Raw genomic sequence first — 14,760 nt, 5'->3', positions numbered from 1 at the left:
CAACCCCAAGAGAAGCCTCTACTTGCTCGCCACCCGCCGGTACTTCGCCGTCGCCAGCGGGGCGAACACCGCGATGATCGCCACGCAGCACAAGATCGCATACAACGCCGCATGTTCCGCCGGCCACCCCGTCTGCACCGGCCCGAACCGATTGCCGAACAAATCGCGCGTCGCGTTGATCACCGCCGTGAACGGGTTCCAGTCCGCGATCGCCTTCAGGAACGGCGGGAGCGTGCCCGTCGGGACGAACGCCGAAGAAATGAAGCTCAACGGGAACATCCAAATCAGCCCCGCGCTCTGCGCCACCTCCACACTCCGCGCCGCCAGGCCGATCAGCGCGCCGACCCACGACAGGGCCCACGCGAACATCAGCATCACCAGGTAACCGAGCAGCGCGTCCCAGAAACTGCCGCGGATCCGCCAGCCCACCAGCAGCCCGCACAGCGACATCACGACCAGCGCGACCACGCTGACGACCAGATCCGACGTCGTGCGGCCCAGCACCACCGCGATGCGGGACATCGGCAGGGAACGGAACCGGTCGATGATGCCCTTCTGCAGGTCGTTCGCGAAGCCGATGACCGTGAACGCCGAATTGAACGCCACCGTCTGGGCGAAGATCCCCGCGATCAGGAACTCGCGGTACGCCGCGCCGCCCGCTTCGCCGCCGATTGCGTTGCCGAACACGTACGCGAACAACAACACGAACATGATCGGCTGCAGGGTGGCCGCCATCAGCCAGTCGGGGTTGCGGCGGACGTTCATCAGGTTGCGCCACGTGACGATGCCGCCGTCGGAAATGCCTTTCGCGAGCGCGTTCACTTCGCAGCCCCCTCGGTAGCAGAAGCGCCGTGGCCGGTCAGGGACAGGAAGACGTCGTCCAGGGTCGGCCGGTGCAACGCCACGTCCTGGACCGCGATGCCCTGGGCGTCGAGCCGGCGCAGGGCCTCGATGAGCGCCTTCGGCCCGGTGTCGACCAGGATCTCGGCCCGCCGCGTGTGGTCGTCGCCGGCCGGCTCGCCGGTGCCGACCTCGCGCAGCACGTCCAGGGTCTTCGGCAGGTCCGCGGCCGAGGCGACGACCAGCTCCAGGCGTTCGCCGCCGATCTGGGCCTTCAGCTCGTCCGCCGTGCCGCGGGCGATCACCCGGCCGTGGTCGATCACCACGATCGAGTCGGCGAGCTGGTCGGCCTCTTCGAGGTACTGGGTGGTCAGCAGCACGGTCGTGCCGTCGGCGACGAGCTCCTTGATGACCGCCCACGTGTCGAGGCGCCCGCCCGGGTCGAGACCCGTGGTGGGCTCGTCCAGCACCACCACGGTCGGCTCGGCGACCAGCGCGCCGGCCAGGTCGAGCCGGCGGCGCATCCCGCCGGAATACCCCTTCGCCGGCCGGTCCGCGGCCTCCTCCAGGCGGAACCGCGCGAGCAGCTCCCGGGCGCGCGAGCGGGCCGCGGCCTTCTTCCGGCCGTAGAGCCGCCCGACCATGTACAGGTTCTCGAACCCGGTGAGGTTCTCGTCGACCGCCGCGTACTGGCCGGACAGGCCGATCCGGCGCCGGACCTCGTCCGGCTCGGCCAGCACGTCGTACCCCGCCACGTGCGCCTCGCCCGAGTCGGGCCGCAGCAGCGTGGTCAGGATGCGGACGGTCGTGGTCTTCCCGGCGCCGTTCGGCCCGAGCAGGCCGAGCACGCGCCCGGCCGGGATGTCGAGGTCGACGCCGTCGAGCGCACGGGTCGACCCGTAGGTCTTCACGAGCCCGCGCACCCGGACGGCGACGTCCGGTTCCGGCTCTGGCATGTCGGCTCCCCCTTCCGGTGACCCCGACAAGCTAGGCCAAGGGAGTCCGGTTTGTCCTCCGGGTTTATCCCTGGTTCGCCGAGAGCGTGACGGCGAACTCCGGCGGCGTCCGCAGGGACTGGAACACGACGCAGTAGCGCTCTGTCAGCTTCTTCAGCGTGGCGAGCTGCTCGCCGGAAGCGTCGGTGTCCAGGTCGAAGGACAGCCGGATGGCGCGGAACCCCACCGGAGCGTCCTTCGCCACGGCGAGGGTGCCGCGGAAGTCGAGGTCGCCCTCGGCCCGGACGCGCCCGCCGCGGACCTCGAGACCCAGCGACGTCGCCACGGCCCGCAGCGTCACGCCCGCGCACGCGACGAGCGCTTCGAGCAGCATGTCCCCCGAACAGGCGAGGGTGCCGTCGCCGCCGGTCGCCGGGTGCAGGCCGGCCTCCACCACCGCGCGCCCGGTCTCGACCTTGCAGGAGATACCGAGGCCGTCGAGCTCGGCGTCGGCGTGCAGCGTGACGAGTGCGCTCTCCGGTCGTTCGCGGTACTTGTCCTTCAGCGGCGCCTGGGTCGCACGCAGTTCCTCGGTGTCCATGCGCCGATTCTGCTCCGGAAAACGCAGAAGCGGGGAGGCCGGTTTCCCGGCCTCCCCGCCTCAATCCGCTAGCGTCAGCTCAGGGTGACGGCCACGTCGTCGATGACGAACGAGGTCTGCAGCGAGCTGTCTTCGGTGCCGCTGAACTTCAGCGCCAGGGTGGCGCCGGCGGCCGACGAGACGTCGATCGTCTTGAGCGTGTACCCGGTGCCCTTGTTCAGGTTGGAGTAGCTGCCCAGCGTCGCGCTGCCGTTGGTGACGGTCAGCTTGTCGTAGGCGACCGTGGTGGTGGTCTCCGCGGTGTCGATGTGCAGGTAGAACGTCAGGCTGGCGTGGCAGCCCGCCGGAATGCTCACCGACTGGGCGACGGCCTCGGTGTGGGTCGAGCCGTAGCCGTCGAGGTAGGCGCTGTACGTGCCGCCGTGCGCCGCCTCACCGGAGGACGCCCACTGGCCGATGGAGCCGGTGTCGCCGGTCCAGCTCGCCGCACCCGACTCGAAGCCGCCGTTGGCGATCTTCTGGCCGGAGCAGCCGCCGGTGGTGCCGACGGTCCAGGTGAACGACGCCGTACCGGTCTTGCCGGCCGCGTCCTTCGCCGTCACCGTGACGTTCGAGGTGCCCGCGGTGGTCGCGGTGCCCGAGATCGTGCCGGTGGAGGCGTTGATCGACAGGCCGGCCGGGAGGCCGGTGGCCGACCAGGTGTACGGCGCGGTGCCGCCGGAAGCCGACAGCGGCAGGTTGACCGAAGCGCCGGTCACGGTCGACTGGTTGCCCGGGTTCGACACGGTGACCGTGCCGGTCGCCGAGCAGGTCGGGTCGGCCGACTGGGCCGGCACGCTGATCGCGTCCCACGCCGCCTTGACGGTGTTGAACTCGGTGCAGCTGCCCGGGAACAGGTTCTTCGCCGCGGTCAGCGTCCAGGTGCGGTACTTCAGGTACGAGCTGCTGGTGGTCTTGAGCAGCATCGCGTTGTAGAAGATCTTCACCGCGGTCTGGACACCGAGGCCGGTGATGGTGGTGTTGTTGCACGTGGTGCTGGTCGGCTGGCCGTTGGTCGGGTTGGTGCCTTCGGCCAGCAGGTAGAACCAGTGGTTGCCGGGGCCGGCGGCCGCGTGCACCTCACCGTTGGGGACGCTGCTGTCGTAGCAGTTCTTGTCTCCCAGCGCCGACGGGTTGTACATGTTGCGGATCGGGCCGGAGCCGACCAGGTTCACCTGCTCGCCGACGAGGAAGTCCGGCTGGTCGTAGGGAGCGGGCTCGTTCGCGAACCACTCGGTCGAGGCGCCGAAGACGTCCGCGACGAACTCCTGGGTGCCCGCACCCGAGATGCCGCCCGGGGTGTGGTCGTCGATGCCGTGGCCGTGCTCGTGCGCCACGACGTCGATCGAGCCGATCCAGCCGCCGGCGGTGTTCTTGCCGATCTGGACCTGGCTGCCGTCGTAGTAGGCGTTCTGGTCGTTCAGGCCGACGCGGATCGGCCAGCCGCCGCCGTTGCCGTCGAAGCCGTTGCGGCCCAGCCACTGCGAGAGCATCTTGTTCTCGGTCTGGGCGGCGAACAGCGCGTCGACGCAGCCGGTTTCGCGGTTGCTGGCGGTGCCGTTGCCCCAGAGGTCGTCCGGCCCGCTGAAGGTCGTGTTGTTGGCCGCGTCCTGGCAGGACGTGTTGGTGATGGTGGGGTCCTTCAGCGAGTACGTGCTGCCCGAGTGGGTGGTGTCGAGGTGCACCGGGTTCGGGCCGTTCCACGCGCTGGTGCCGTCACCGTTGAGGACGTGCTCCTGGGTCTTGAGCACCTTGCCGGTGGTGGCGTCGACGATGACGTCGAGCCGGCTCGGGCCTTCGGCGTCGCGGCCGACGACGGTGCTCTTCCACGCCAGCGTCGGGGTGCCGAGCGCGTAGACGACCTGCTGCGCCGGGCTCACGCTGTCCACGGCGGACAGCTGCTGCCGCGCGGTCGCCTCGGCCGCGGCCTTCGTGACCTTCGCGGTGGTCGTGGCGAGGTCGATCGTCTGGTCCTGGGCGACGGAGGTGCCGAGCACCTGGCCCGTCGAGTTCGTCGCCACGACGAAGTCGCCGCCCACCACGGGCAGGCCCTTGTAGCTGCGCTCGTAGGGGATGTACTTCAGCCCGTTGGTCGAGGAAATCGCCTTCTGGGCCTGGAAAACGTCGTCCGCGCTGGCGTGCAGCGCGGCGGGCCTGCTCGCCACGAGACCGGCCGCCGCCGACACGGCCATGGTCTGGGCGTCCGGCACGGCGTTCGGGGTGGTGGGCTGGGCCTGGGCGGTGGTGGTCGTGCACACCGCGGCGATCAGCGCGCCGCTCGCGGCCAAGACGAATGGACGTCTCAGTTGCATCGAAGGATCTCCTCCGGGCAGGGCGAACCGGCCCGGGGTCGAGCCGGGCCGAGAACGGGGACGGTGGGGAAAAATGGTGCGGCTTAGCGGAAATCAGGATCCGGCGCCGAAGCCCCGTGAACAAGCGACGAACGTACGGTCTTATTTGGAAGTAGCAATACATCCCAAACAGGACAATTGACACTATTGGGATCTCGGCCGTTGAATGTCCACTGAGGACTTGGCCGCCCTCACCGCCGTTCGGGTGATCTTTCCTGCGTCTGAGACGACGAAGGCCCTTTCGCCTCGCTCGGCGAAAGGGCCTTCGGTGGTGCAGGGGTCAGGCGGTCTTCTCACGCTTCGGGAGCTTCCACCCCGGGCGCACGAAGTGGCAGGTGTACCCGTTGGGGATCCGCTGCAGGTAGTCCTGGTGCTCCGGCTCGGCCTCCCAGAAGTCACCCACCGGGGCGACCTCGGTGACGACCTTGCCCGGCCACAGCCCGGACGCGTCGACATCCGCGATCGTGTCCTCGGCGACGCGCTTCTGCTCGTCGTTCTCGAAGAAGATCGCCGAGCGGTAGCTCAGGCCGATGTCGTTGCCCTGGCGGTTCTTCGTCGTCGGGTCGTGCACCTGGAAGAAGAACTCGAGCAGATCGCGGAACGTGGTCCGAGAGGGGTCGTAGATCACCTCGATGGCCTCGGCGTGCGTGCCGTGGTTGCGGTACGTGGCGTTCGGGACGTCGCCGCCGCTGTAACCGACCCGGGTCGAGATCACCCCGGGCTGACGGCGGAACAGCTCCTGCATGCCCCAGAAGCAGCCGCCGGCCAGGACGGCCCTTTCGGTTGACGTGGTCACGGCGTCTCTCCTTCTCCTCGTGCGGGGTTACGGTCTGTACAACTTCCCGGCACCTCCGATGATTCCACGCCGGTATTACGGAAGCCTGACGTGACGTGCGACGATGGGCGGGGAGGGGATTCCCTCCCGGGAGGCGCGATGCGCGACGACACCGCCCCGGAACGGCCCGGCGGCGTGCTGGTCGTCGAAGTGCGCGCCGAACCGGACATCGACCCGGTGCTGCGGTGGACGACGGTGTTCGAAGCCGCGATCTGCGAGCTGCCGGGGCCGCACCTGCTGGTGCTCGACCTCGGCATGCTGGACTTCCTCTCGGCCCGCGGGGCCCGCGGCGTGCTGGGCGCGTTCGCCCGGTGCCGGGACCACGGGATCGCGGGCTGCCTGATCGCACCGGCCGGGAGCAATGTCGAGCGGATGGTCCGGTTCACCGGGCTGGCGGCCCGGGTGCCGGTGTTCGCCCACCGCCTGCTCGCCATCGCCGCCTACCAGCCGGTCGCGGTGCGGTGGCTGCCGCGGTGAACCCCGCCGCCGGGCGGCGGCGACCTGCTGGCGCGCACCTCCTCCGGGGCAGCGGCGCGCCGGAGTGCGGGACGAGCCCCGCGCGCCGGACGTGACGCCGCGTCACTCTCCGCGCATCGAGCGGCGGATCTCGGCGAGCCGGTCCTTGGCCGCCTGGTCGCGGTCGGCGATCTGCTTGTCGAGGGCCTCGGCGGTGTGCTCGGTCCCGAGCCCGGCGACGTCGGTGGCCCCGAGCGATGTGGTGTACCGGTTCTCGATCTTGTCGCGCACGAAATCGAAGCTGGGGACCCCGCCCTGGCTGTAGTCCGGATCCGGCAGCGGCGGCGACGGGATCGCGATCGCCGCGGTCGGGGTGTCGTCGACGATTTCGCCCTCGACCACGTTCCGGTCGTCGTTGTTCATCTCTCGACTCTAGCGCCGTTGTGGGCAGTCCTGCCGCAGTCAGTGGGTAATTCGGCCGTGGGCCGGGCGGGGCCGGTGGGGAATTCTCGACGCGCACAGCCGGTGTCCGGAGGGAGCAGACCATGAGTGCCGGGGCCTACCGCGCCGAAACCGCGGAAATGGGTGCGGTCGTCAGGGCGGTCGAAGACGTCGGGTCGTCGTTCCTCTCGGCGACGCGCGACCTGGAAGGTCTGGTGCTGGACGCGTTGTCCTTCGCCGGCATCGGCAGCGGGGTCGCCGCCGCGAACACCGCGTTGCACTCGACGCTCGGCAGCGCGCTCCAGAAGCTGCTCAGCCTCCTGACGAACGTGAACCAGAACGTCCAGACCGCCGCGGACGGCTACCGCGCCGCCGACTCCGACGTCGCCCAGGCCTACGGTGGCGGGCAGGGTGGTGGGGGTGGTGCCGCGGCCGCCGCCGCGCCGCCGCAGCTCGACCCGCGGGTCGTCGACTCGATCATGCGGTCCGAAGGCGCGACCGGCGAGCAGGGCGGGGTGCCCGAGGCCTACGGCTTCCGGCAGAACATGCACAACGGCTACGACCGGATCATCGCCGCGCGCGAGCAGTACGGGATCGGCAGCGCCGAAGAACGGGCCGTCGTCGCCGACCTGATGACCGCGAACGCGCGCACGGCGGGCGCGCTCAACTTCACCGATCCCGGCACCCAGGCCGCGATCATGTCCGGGGCGCACATGCGCGGCGCCGGCGGCGTCCGGGCCATCCTCAACCACATGGCGGGCGAGGACATCGTGCGCAGTTCGCGCACGCTCGGTGACGCGACGATCCGGCACGTCCAGGGCCTGACGCCGGAACAGTTCCAGCAGGAGTTCCGCGACGCGCGCGTGGAATACGACCGTCGGATCTACGGCGGGACGACGACCACCCAGGGCGGCCACACGCAGAACTGGTGGGACCGCTACGGCACCGGCCTGACCCGCCGCTACGACCGTGAGCAGGCCGAATTCCTCGGGCTTTCGCAACCGCAGAACTGAGGCACGATCCGCCCGGTTCGAAGATCGCGCGAATGGGCACTCTCTCCGTGTAGCCGAACGACAACGGGAGGCACACGATGAACCGGAGGATGATCGCACTACTGGGCGGGGTCGCCGCGATGGCGGGGACCGTGGCGTTCGCGGGAACGGCCGAAGCGGCGTCGACGCCGTGCAGTGCCGAAGCGAAGGCCTGCGTCCAGCGCAGTTCGAATACCGCGTGGCTGACCGACGGCGCCGGGAACGTCACCTACGGCGGCGTCCCGATCACCGTGGGGCTGCCGAAGTACCCGACCCCGCTGGGGAAGTTCCACGTGCAGTACAAGGACATCGACCACTACAGCAAGCAGTTCAACGGGCCGATGCCGTACTCGGTGTTCTTCACCACCACCGGGGTCGCGTTCCACCAGGGCAGCCTGAAGGTCAAGTCCCACGGGTGCGTGCACCTTTCGCACGCCGCCGCGGTGACGTTCTACAACTCGCTGCACCCGGGTGACGTCGTCGAGGTCGTGTCCTGATCCGTCCGTTGTGGACGGTCCAGCAGCGCGCCGGTGACGGCGCCGAACACGAGGTGGTCCAGGATCTGCGGCCCGCGCGGTAATGCCCGCACGTAGGGGTAACCGCGGGCCGCGATCCCGAGGTCCAGTGCCGCGATGACGAGCCCGGCGACCGCACCACCGCCGGCGCCCAGCCGGTGCCGGCGGGCGGCCGCGGCCAGCACACTGGTCCAGACCGCCGAAACGACGGCGTGCGCGACCAGCCCGGCGGCGACGCCGGGCCGGTCACGCCGGCCCGGCAGCAGAGTGCCCGCCGCGCGGGTGGCGGCGAGGATGTCACGATCAGTGACGAGCGCGTGGACAGTCGACGGTATCCCGCTGACCACGGCGGCGACAGCGCCCGCCCGCGTGGCCTTCATCCGGCCAGGTACGCGGCCACCCGGATGCGCAGGCCGCGGACGTGGGGGAGCGCGATCGTGAACGCCTGCGCCGGCCGGTAGCCGGGCCATGGGTGGCCGTGTGCGCACGGACCGGCGAAGTAGACGAAGCCGTCTTCGTCGTCGTAACGACCGGGCGTCCAGACCTTCGCGTCGCCTTCTCTCGGGTTCCGGGCCGCCCAGTAGGCGTTGTGCTTCATGACGCGGCGCAGCTGCCCGGCGAACTCCGCCAGCTCGGCCTCCGGCAGGCCGAGGCCGCGGCCGCTCCACACCCGCGGCATGCGTTCGGGCGTGCGCGCGGGGCTGCCGAACGTGATCGCGCCATCGGCGTACCGCCGGGTCCAACGCGCGTTTTCCGGTGCTGTGACGGCGAAATCCGGTCCGCCGGCGAGTTCCAGCGTCATGGGGGAACGATAGTCGATCAAGCGGGAAGGGGTACCGCCGCGCGGGTGCCGATCATTGCCTCAATAGTGTATACAGTATCCAGTAGCCTGGCAAAGGAGGCCGTCTTGTACACAGTCACCAACCCGGCGACGGGCGAGCTGGTGGACGAGATCCCGAACGCGGCCGACGAGGAGGTCCGCGCGGCGATCAACCGGGTGCACCGCGGGTACGGCGCCTGGCGCGCCCGGCCGGTCGCCGAGCGCGCCGCGGTCGTGCTGCGCGCGGCGGAGCTGTTCGCCGAGCGCGCCGGCGAGCTGGCCGCGATCATGACCCTGGAGATGGGCAAGCGGATCAACGAAGGCCGCGGCGAGATCGGCGTCGTCGTCGACATCTTCCGGTACTACGGCTCGCGGGGCCCGGAGTTGCTGGCGGACGAGCCGCTGCCGATCCGCGGCGGCGAGGCGGTGCTGACGAAGGAGCCGATCGGGGCGCTGCTGGGCGTGATGCCGTGGAACTTCCCGTGCTACCAGGTCGCCCGGTTCGTGGCGCCGAACCTGGTGCTGGGCAACACGATCCTGCTGAAGCACGCCTCGATCTGCCCCCGTTCGGCGGCGGCGATCGAAGCGGTGCTGCACGACGCCGGCGTGCCCGCGGACGCGTACGTGAACGTGTTCGCGTCGAGCCGGCAGGTCCCGTGGATGCTCGCGGACCCGCGCCTGGCCGGGGTGTCGCTGACGGGCAGCGAGCAGGCGGGCATCGCGGTGGCGGCCGAAGCCGGCCGCAACCTCAAGAGGTGCGTGCTGGAACTGGGCGGTTCGGACCCGCTGATCGTACTGGACACCGACGACCTGGACGAGACGGTCAGGACGACGGCCACGGCCCGGATGCGCAACTGCGGCCAGTCGTGCAACGCACCGAAGCGCATCATCGTGCTCGGCGAGCTGTACGAGGAATTCGCGGACCGGTTCGCCAAGCGCGTGGCGGAGTACTACGTCCCGGGAGACCCGGCGGACCCGGCGACAACGCTGCCCCCACTGGCCTCGGCGTCGGCGGCGGACGAGGTGGCAGCGCAGATCCAGGCGGCGCTTGCTGCGGGCGCGACGTTGCGCGCGGGCGGCCATCGGGTGCCGGGGCCGGGGGCGTATGTGGAGGCGACGGTGCTGACCGATGTGACTGCTGGGATGGCGGCGTATTACGAGGAGATCTTCGGGCCGGTGGCGTTGTTGTTCCGGGCGGAGAGCGAGGAGGAGGCGATCGCGCTGGCGAACGACACACCGTTCGGGTTGGGGGCGAGTGTGTTCGGGACGGACCGTGCGCGCGCGGCCCGGGTGGCGCGGGGGATCGAGGCGGGGATGGTTTATGTGAACAAGTCGGGTGGGTCGGAGGCAGATCTGCCGTTCGGCGGGATCAAGCGCTCGGGGATGGGGCGGGAGCTGGGGGCGTTGGGGATCGAGGAGTTCATGAACAAGAAGCCCATCCGCCTCTGACCCAGAGGCCTACTGCTCAAAAGTCCCGAGCAACTCCCGCACCGCTTCGGCCTCCGGCGCCCGCAACTCGCCATACGCAGCCATCGCCGCCTCCAAATGACATCGGGCCTCAGCACCCTCGCCGACGGCGAGATGAGCCACACCCAACCCATGGTGCGCCACCGCACACTCACGCAGGTCACCGGATGCCCCAGCGAGCTCCAATGCCTTCCCGTACAACGAGATCGCCTCAAAACCCTCCTTGGTAGCCGCCAGGTCGTTGAGGACCGTCACCTCCAGGTTCGTGTTGCCGCCCAATCGAGCGAACTCCAGCGCCCGGCGGAACTGCTCCTCCGCCTCCTCCGCCCGGCCCAACCCCGCATACGCACTCCCCAACGCCGACAACACCGGCCCACCCAAACCCGCCGAACCCAATTCCTCCGCTATCCGGCCGCTGCGGTGCAAGTACTCCACCGCCTTCGCATGGTCGCCGCACCAGCGGTAGTGCTCTCCGATGTTGCACAGCGCTATTCCTTCCAGCAGCGCATGGCCCGTCCGGCGGGCTGCCGCCAGCGCCAGGTCGTACTGCTTGCGGGCCGCCGGGCGGTGGCCGCGGATGTCCTCGATCGTGGCGATGCTGTTGCGGGTCATGCTCTCCAGCAGGTCGTTCTGCTGCTCCGCCGCCAGGGCGAGCGCCTCGTCGAGGTGCGGGGCCGCCTCGTCGAAACGGCCGAGGAAAATCAACGCCTTGCCGACGGCGTGGCCGGCGAACCCCCGTTCGCGCGTGCCGGGGCCGGCCGCGGCCAGCGCGGCCGTGTGGAGCGCCAGCGCCTCGTGATGGTGCGCCGCTACGTACAGGTAGCGCCACAGCGTTGCCGACAAGCGGACCACGTGCCCGGCCAAGGGCTCCGGTGCGCTCGTGGCCAGCGCCAGCATCGTCGCCCGCTCGGCGTCCAGCCACGCCCGCGCCGCCTGGCCGTCCGCGAACGGCGGGTGCGGGCCCGGTGGGGGCGGCCTCAGGTAGGGCTCGTGCGGTGAGAACAGGTCCATCGCCGCCGCCGCGCCGCACAGGTAGTGGTCGAACAGGCGGGTCGTCGCCGCCAGGCCGGTGGCCGGGTCGACCAGCTCCGCCGCGTACAGCCGGACCAGGTCGTGCATCCGGAACCGGCCCGGCAGGTGCTCCTCCAAGAGGCTGGCCGCGCACAGCACGCGTACGGCCCGGGCGTCCCCGAGCAGCGCCGTCGCCGCCGCGCGCCCGATGTCGTTCGCCGGCATCAGCCCCAGCAGGCGGAACGCCGAGGCCGCCTCCGGGGGCAGCGAGCGGTAGGAAGCGTCGAACACCGCGCGCAGGCTCGCCGTCAGCTCCCCGGTGTCCAGCGCGTCCAGCCGGCTCTCGCGCAGTTCCGCAGCCAGCGCGGACAGCCGCCGCCCCGGCTGGACCGCCACGCGGGCGGCGACGATCGCCAGCGCCAGCGCCATTCCGCCGCACCGGTCCAGGATTTCCCGGGCCGCCTCCGGTTCCGCGGCCAGCCGGGCCGCGCCCAGCTTGTGCGCCAGCAGTTCCCGCGCCTGGTCTTCGTCGAGCGTCCGCAGCGGCAGCGCGCTCGCGCCGTGCGTGGTGAGCAGGCCGCCGAGCTCGTGGCGGCTGGTCACGAGAACCGAACACGAGGACCCGCCGGGCAGCAACGGCGTCACGTGCCGCGTGTCGCGGGCGTTGTCGAGGACCACCAGCAGCCGGCGCCGGGCCGTGAGACTCCGGTACAGCGCCACCTGCCCGTCCGCTTCCGGCGGGATCGACGCCGCGGCGACCCCCAGCGCGCCGAGGAACCCGCGGACCGCGCGCTCGGCGGGCACCGGTTCGCGGACCGGGTCGAAACCGCGGAGGTCGACGTAGAGCTGGCCGTCGGGGAAGCGGCTCGCGTGGTCGGTCGCCCACCGGACCGCCAGCCACGTCTTCCCGAGCCCGCCCGCGCCGGAAACCACCGCGACCGCGCCGTCCGCGGCCAGCATCCGGTCGAGCTCCGCCAGCTCGCCGGTGCGCCCGGAGAACGCCGACGGCGCGGCCGGCAGCTGCCGCGGTTCCGGGCCGCTGCCGGTCAGGATCCGCTCGTGGAGGCCGCGCAGCCGCGGGCCCGGGTCGGCACCGAGCTCGTCCGCCAGGCGGGACCGGACCGCTTCGTACTCCCGCAGCGCGTCGGCCGGGCGCCCGTCGAGGAACAGCGCCTCGATCCGCTGCGCCGCCGCCCGCTCGCCGACGTCCGGAGCCGGCCGGGCGAGGACGGCGGTGTGGGCGCCGGTGCGCAACCGGAGGTCGTCGCGGTCCAGCACGGCCGTGTCGTGCTTGCGCTCCAGCTCGCTGCGGACGCCGTCCACCCACGGCGACTCCAACTCGCTGAGCGGCGTCCCCCGCCACAGGGACAGGGCTTCGTCGTACAGCGCGAGCGCGGCGTGGTCGTCCGACGTCGTCTTCGCCTGCCGGACGAGGTGCTCGAACCGGTGGACGTCCACCCGCAGCGGATCGGTGACGAGGACATAGCCGTCACGCTCGCGCTCGATCGTGACGCCGTCGAGCGCGCCCAGCAGCGCCCGCAGCCGCGAGACGTACGCGTACAGCGAGTTCCGCGGCTGCCGGGGCGGCCGTTCGCCCCACACGCGGTCGACGAGCCGATCGGCGGGGACCGCCCGGCCGGCGTCGAGGAGCAGCACCGCCAGCACGTCACGCTGGCGCGCGTGCCCGATGTCCAGCCGGGTGCCGCCGGCCACGACCTCGACGGCGCCCAGCACCCGCAGCTCCACCACGACCGCCCCTCCCTGCCCTCAGGCGTAGCGGATCGGCGCCGCCTCGACAAGGTCTGTTCAAGGTTTTCCCAACGGCCCCGGCCCAGCCTGGCGGCACACACGACCAGGGCAGGAGCCGAGATGATTTCCGACGCCTACCTCCGCGCACGCATCGCCGAGGTCCAGCAGGAGTTCGCCGCCGCCAGGGGGTGGTCCCGCCGGCTGACGCGCCTGGTGGCCTGCGCCCGCAAGGCACGCCGGCGGAGGGAGTTGTCAGACCGCTGATAATCCAGCCGGATGACTTTCCTCCCCCTGGGTGGTGTCGTTCAACGGCGCCATCCTGACCAGCAGTTTACCGTCCGTTAGCCTGTTCGGTCGATTGCGGAGGAGTCGATCACGGTGTCGAATAATCGCCGACAAGGATTAATCGCCGTGAGGAGCTGGCTGTGCACTGGGGGACCGCGCTCGAAGACGGAGGGGCGGCGGGACTCGTCCGTCCGTACTTCCGCACCCACGGCCGGACCCGGCCGACGCGTGACCTTCCGGTCGAGACGCTGGTCTCGACCACCGCGCGCGGGCGGGCCATGACGCGGGGCAGCACCCCGGAAGAGTCGGAAATCTGCGTGCTGTGCCGCACCTCGCAGTCGGTGGCCGAGGTCGCCGCCCGCCGGCGCCTTCCGCTGGGCGTCGCGCGCGTGCTGCTTTCCGACCTCGCCGATCGCGGCCTCGTCGCCGTGCACACGGCGAAGCGCGGCAACGGCAACCGGCCGAACATGGATTTGATGAAGCGCATCCTGCACGGCCTCAGCCGGCTGTGAACTCCCGGATCAGCCGGGCGAACTCGGCCGGCTGGTCCAGCGGCAGCAGCGTGTAGCTGCCGGCCACCTCGGCGAGCTCGCCCTTGGGCAGCAAGGCGGCCAGGCGCCGGCCGTGCTCGAGAGGCATCACGCGGTCCTCGGTGGCCCAGACGACCAGCGCCGGGCGGTCGAAGCCCGGCAGCCGCTCGGCTGCCTCCACCAGGATTCCCGGGGCGGCGGCCGCCGCCCGGAGCACGCGGATCGTGTCGCGACGGATGCCGGGCCGGCTCAGCAGCGGACGGATCCAGCGGGCCGTGGCGGCGTCACCGCGTTTCGTCAGCCAGCCGAACGCGATCGGGAGGCGCCGCACCGCGCGCAGCCGCAGCTGCTGCACGAACAACCCGAACAGGCGCGGCGAGAGCTTGCCCGCCAGGAACAGCGTCTTGCCGGTGAGGCCGGGCGGGAAGTTGTCGAACGCGTCGCACGACGCCAGCACCACCCGGCTCACCCGGGGCGCGCCGTCCGCCATGAGCAGCTGCACCAGCGCTCCGCCCGTGTCGACGCCGGCCAGGGTGACGTCCCGCAGGCCGAGCCGCTCCAGGAACTCCGCGAGCAGCCGCGCGATGCCGGGCATGGACAGGTCGGCGTCGTCGCGCATCGGGTGGCGGTGCGCGCCCAGCGGCAGCGTCGGGACCACGCAGCGAACGCCGTCGAGGTCCGCCACGGGGACGTCCCAGAGCGAGCCGTCCATCAGCAGGCCGTGGACGAAGACGACGACCGGGCCCGCCCCGCCCGTGTCGGTGTACTCGACGGTGCCCGCGGACAGCTCGACCTGCATTGCAGCCTCCCGGAGAAGTCCCCCCGGGGAAGTGAACCACGTGGTTCGCAAACTG

At 71.1% G+C, this 14,760-nt stretch carries 16 protein-coding genes; 6 read left to right on the top strand and 10 right to left on the bottom strand.

What is annotated here, in order from left to right; all coding sequences use genetic code 11:
- Positions 1–18: 18 nt before the first annotated feature.
- The 5 genes from AB0J55_RS29185 to msrA form a co-directional block, all read right to left on the bottom strand.
- The gene (locus tag AB0J55_RS29185; protein WP_364255293.1) at positions 19–822 is read right to left on the bottom strand and encodes an ABC transporter permease; all 804 of its coding nucleotides are present in this window, start codon (positions 820–822) and stop codon (positions 19–21) included.
- On the bottom strand, positions 819–1,796 hold the full coding sequence (locus AB0J55_RS29180; protein WP_364255290.1) for an ATP-binding cassette domain-containing protein: 978 nt from the start codon (positions 1,794–1,796) through the stop codon (positions 819–821). Before AB0J55_RS29180 ends, AB0J55_RS29185 begins: the two co-directional genes overlap by 4 nt.
- A gap of 64 nt (positions 1,797–1,860) precedes the next feature.
- Positions 1,861–2,376, bottom strand: a complete 516-nt coding sequence (locus AB0J55_RS29175; RefSeq protein ID WP_364255287.1) for an OsmC family protein — start codon at positions 2,374–2,376, stop codon at positions 1,861–1,863.
- 74 nt (positions 2,377–2,450) lie between these two features.
- Positions 2,451–4,727, bottom strand: a complete 2,277-nt coding sequence (locus tag AB0J55_RS29170) for a M4 family metallopeptidase (protein WP_364255285.1) — start codon at positions 4,725–4,727, stop codon at positions 2,451–2,453.
- Between the two features lie 319 nt (positions 4,728–5,046).
- Entirely contained in the window at positions 5,047–5,562 is a 516-nt protein-coding gene (msrA, locus tag AB0J55_RS29165; RefSeq protein ID WP_364255283.1) for a peptide-methionine (S)-S-oxide reductase MsrA, read from the bottom strand.
- A gap of 138 nt (positions 5,563–5,700) precedes the next feature.
- Here msrA and AB0J55_RS29160 point away from each other — a divergent pair, with 138 nt between their 5' ends.
- Complete coding sequence (locus AB0J55_RS29160) at positions 5,701–6,078, top strand: STAS domain-containing protein (protein WP_364255280.1); 378 nt, start codon at positions 5,701–5,703, stop codon at positions 6,076–6,078.
- A gap of 102 nt (positions 6,079–6,180) precedes the next feature.
- Here AB0J55_RS29160 and AB0J55_RS29155 read toward each other — a convergent pair whose 3' ends face one another.
- Positions 6,181–6,480, bottom strand: coding sequence for a hypothetical protein (locus AB0J55_RS29155; protein WP_364255277.1), 300 nt, complete (start codon positions 6,478–6,480; stop codon positions 6,181–6,183).
- A 122-nt stretch (positions 6,481–6,602) separates the two neighbouring features.
- Here AB0J55_RS29155 and AB0J55_RS29150 point away from each other — a divergent pair, with 122 nt between their 5' ends.
- Together AB0J55_RS29150 and AB0J55_RS29145 are read left to right on the top strand one after the other, a co-directional pair.
- Positions 6,603–7,511 carry a hypothetical protein gene (locus tag AB0J55_RS29150; protein WP_364255274.1) on the top strand — a complete coding sequence of 303 codons (909 nt, stop codon included), beginning with the start codon at positions 6,603–6,605 and terminating at the stop codon, positions 7,509–7,511.
- 77 nt (positions 7,512–7,588) lie between these two features.
- Positions 7,589–8,026 (top strand): L,D-transpeptidase, encoded by a 438-nt coding sequence (locus AB0J55_RS29145; RefSeq protein WP_364255271.1) that lies wholly within the window; start codon positions 7,589–7,591, stop codon positions 8,024–8,026.
- Here AB0J55_RS29145 and AB0J55_RS29140 read toward each other — a convergent pair.
- Positions 7,981–8,424 carry a hypothetical protein gene (locus tag AB0J55_RS29140; RefSeq protein ID WP_364255269.1) on the bottom strand — a complete coding sequence of 148 codons (444 nt, stop codon included), beginning with the start codon at positions 8,422–8,424 and terminating at the stop codon, positions 7,981–7,983. The two genes, AB0J55_RS29145 and AB0J55_RS29140, sit on opposite strands and share 46 nt — an antisense overlap.
- Positions 8,421–8,846, bottom strand: a complete 426-nt coding sequence (locus tag AB0J55_RS29135) for a hypothetical protein (protein WP_364255266.1) — start codon at positions 8,844–8,846, stop codon at positions 8,421–8,423. Before AB0J55_RS29135 ends, AB0J55_RS29140 begins: the two co-directional genes overlap by 4 nt.
- A gap of 105 nt (positions 8,847–8,951) precedes the next feature.
- Between AB0J55_RS29135 and AB0J55_RS29130 the strand changes: the two genes are divergently transcribed.
- Complete coding sequence (locus AB0J55_RS29130) at positions 8,952–10,313, top strand: NAD-dependent succinate-semialdehyde dehydrogenase (RefSeq protein ID WP_364255263.1); 1,362 nt, start codon at positions 8,952–8,954, stop codon at positions 10,311–10,313.
- A gap of 9 nt (positions 10,314–10,322) precedes the next feature.
- On the opposite strand, the gene AB0J55_RS29125 is transcribed toward AB0J55_RS29130, so the two are convergent.
- A complete protein-coding gene (locus AB0J55_RS29125; RefSeq protein ID WP_364255260.1) occupies positions 10,323–13,091 on the bottom strand; it encodes a BTAD domain-containing putative transcriptional regulator in 2,769 nt (922 codons plus the stop codon).
- Between the two features lie 120 nt (positions 13,092–13,211).
- Between AB0J55_RS29125 and AB0J55_RS29120 the strand changes: the two genes are divergently transcribed.
- A complete protein-coding gene (locus AB0J55_RS29120) occupies positions 13,212–13,355 on the top strand; it encodes a hypothetical protein (protein WP_364255257.1) in 144 nt (47 codons plus the stop codon).
- A 161-nt stretch (positions 13,356–13,516) separates the two neighbouring features.
- Positions 13,517–13,888: a DUF742 domain-containing protein gene (locus tag AB0J55_RS29115; RefSeq protein ID WP_364255254.1), complete on the top strand. Its 372-nt coding sequence runs from the start codon at positions 13,517–13,519 to the stop codon at positions 13,886–13,888.
- Here the strand turns inward: AB0J55_RS29115 and AB0J55_RS29110 are convergent.
- Positions 13,875–14,705 carry an alpha/beta hydrolase gene (locus AB0J55_RS29110; protein ID WP_364255251.1) on the bottom strand — a complete coding sequence of 277 codons (831 nt, stop codon included), beginning with the start codon at positions 14,703–14,705 and terminating at the stop codon, positions 13,875–13,877. The genes AB0J55_RS29115 and AB0J55_RS29110 overlap by 14 nt on opposite strands.
- Positions 14,706–14,760: the final 55 nt, after the last annotated feature.

Source organism: Amycolatopsis sp. NPDC049688 (assembly GCF_040674975.1).
Taxonomy (GTDB): domain Bacteria; phylum Actinomycetota; class Actinomycetes; order Mycobacteriales; family Pseudonocardiaceae; genus Amycolatopsis.
The sequence above is the reverse complement of the archived record's forward strand: the minus strand, read 5'-3'. Positions and strand labels throughout refer to the sequence as shown.

Bases quoted from the DNA above. Each gene is read 5' to 3' on its own strand.
- AB0J55_RS29160 (WP_364255280.1), top strand. From the start codon at position 5,701: ATGCGCGACGACACCGCCCCGGAACGGCCCGGCGGCGTGCTGGTCGTC.
- AB0J55_RS29155 (WP_364255277.1), bottom strand. From the start codon at position 6,480: ATGAACAACGACGACCGGAACGTGGTCGAGGGCGAAATCGTCGACGAC.
- AB0J55_RS29140 (WP_364255269.1), bottom strand. From the start codon at position 8,424: ATGAAGGCCACGCGGGCGGGCGCTGTCGCCGCCGTGGTCAGCGGGATA.
- AB0J55_RS29170 (WP_364255285.1), bottom strand. From the start codon at position 4,727: ATGCAACTGAGACGTCCATTCGTCTTGGCCGCGAGCGGCGCGCTGATC.
- AB0J55_RS29120 (WP_364255257.1), top strand. From the start codon at position 13,212: ATGATTTCCGACGCCTACCTCCGCGCACGCATCGCCGAGGTCCAGCAG.
- AB0J55_RS29145 (WP_364255271.1), top strand. From the start codon at position 7,589: ATGAACCGGAGGATGATCGCACTACTGGGCGGGGTCGCCGCGATGGCG.
- AB0J55_RS29110 (WP_364255251.1), bottom strand. From the start codon at position 14,705: ATGCAGGTCGAGCTGTCCGCGGGCACCGTCGAGTACACCGACACGGGC.
- AB0J55_RS29175 (WP_364255287.1), bottom strand. From the start codon at position 2,376: ATGGACACCGAGGAACTGCGTGCGACCCAGGCGCCGCTGAAGGACAAG.
- AB0J55_RS29150 (WP_364255274.1), top strand. From the start codon at position 6,603: ATGAGTGCCGGGGCCTACCGCGCCGAAACCGCGGAAATGGGTGCGGTC.
- AB0J55_RS29135 (WP_364255266.1), bottom strand. From the start codon at position 8,846: ATGACGCTGGAACTCGCCGGCGGACCGGATTTCGCCGTCACAGCACCG.
- AB0J55_RS29180 (WP_364255290.1), bottom strand. From the start codon at position 1,796: ATGCCAGAGCCGGAACCGGACGTCGCCGTCCGGGTGCGCGGGCTCGTG.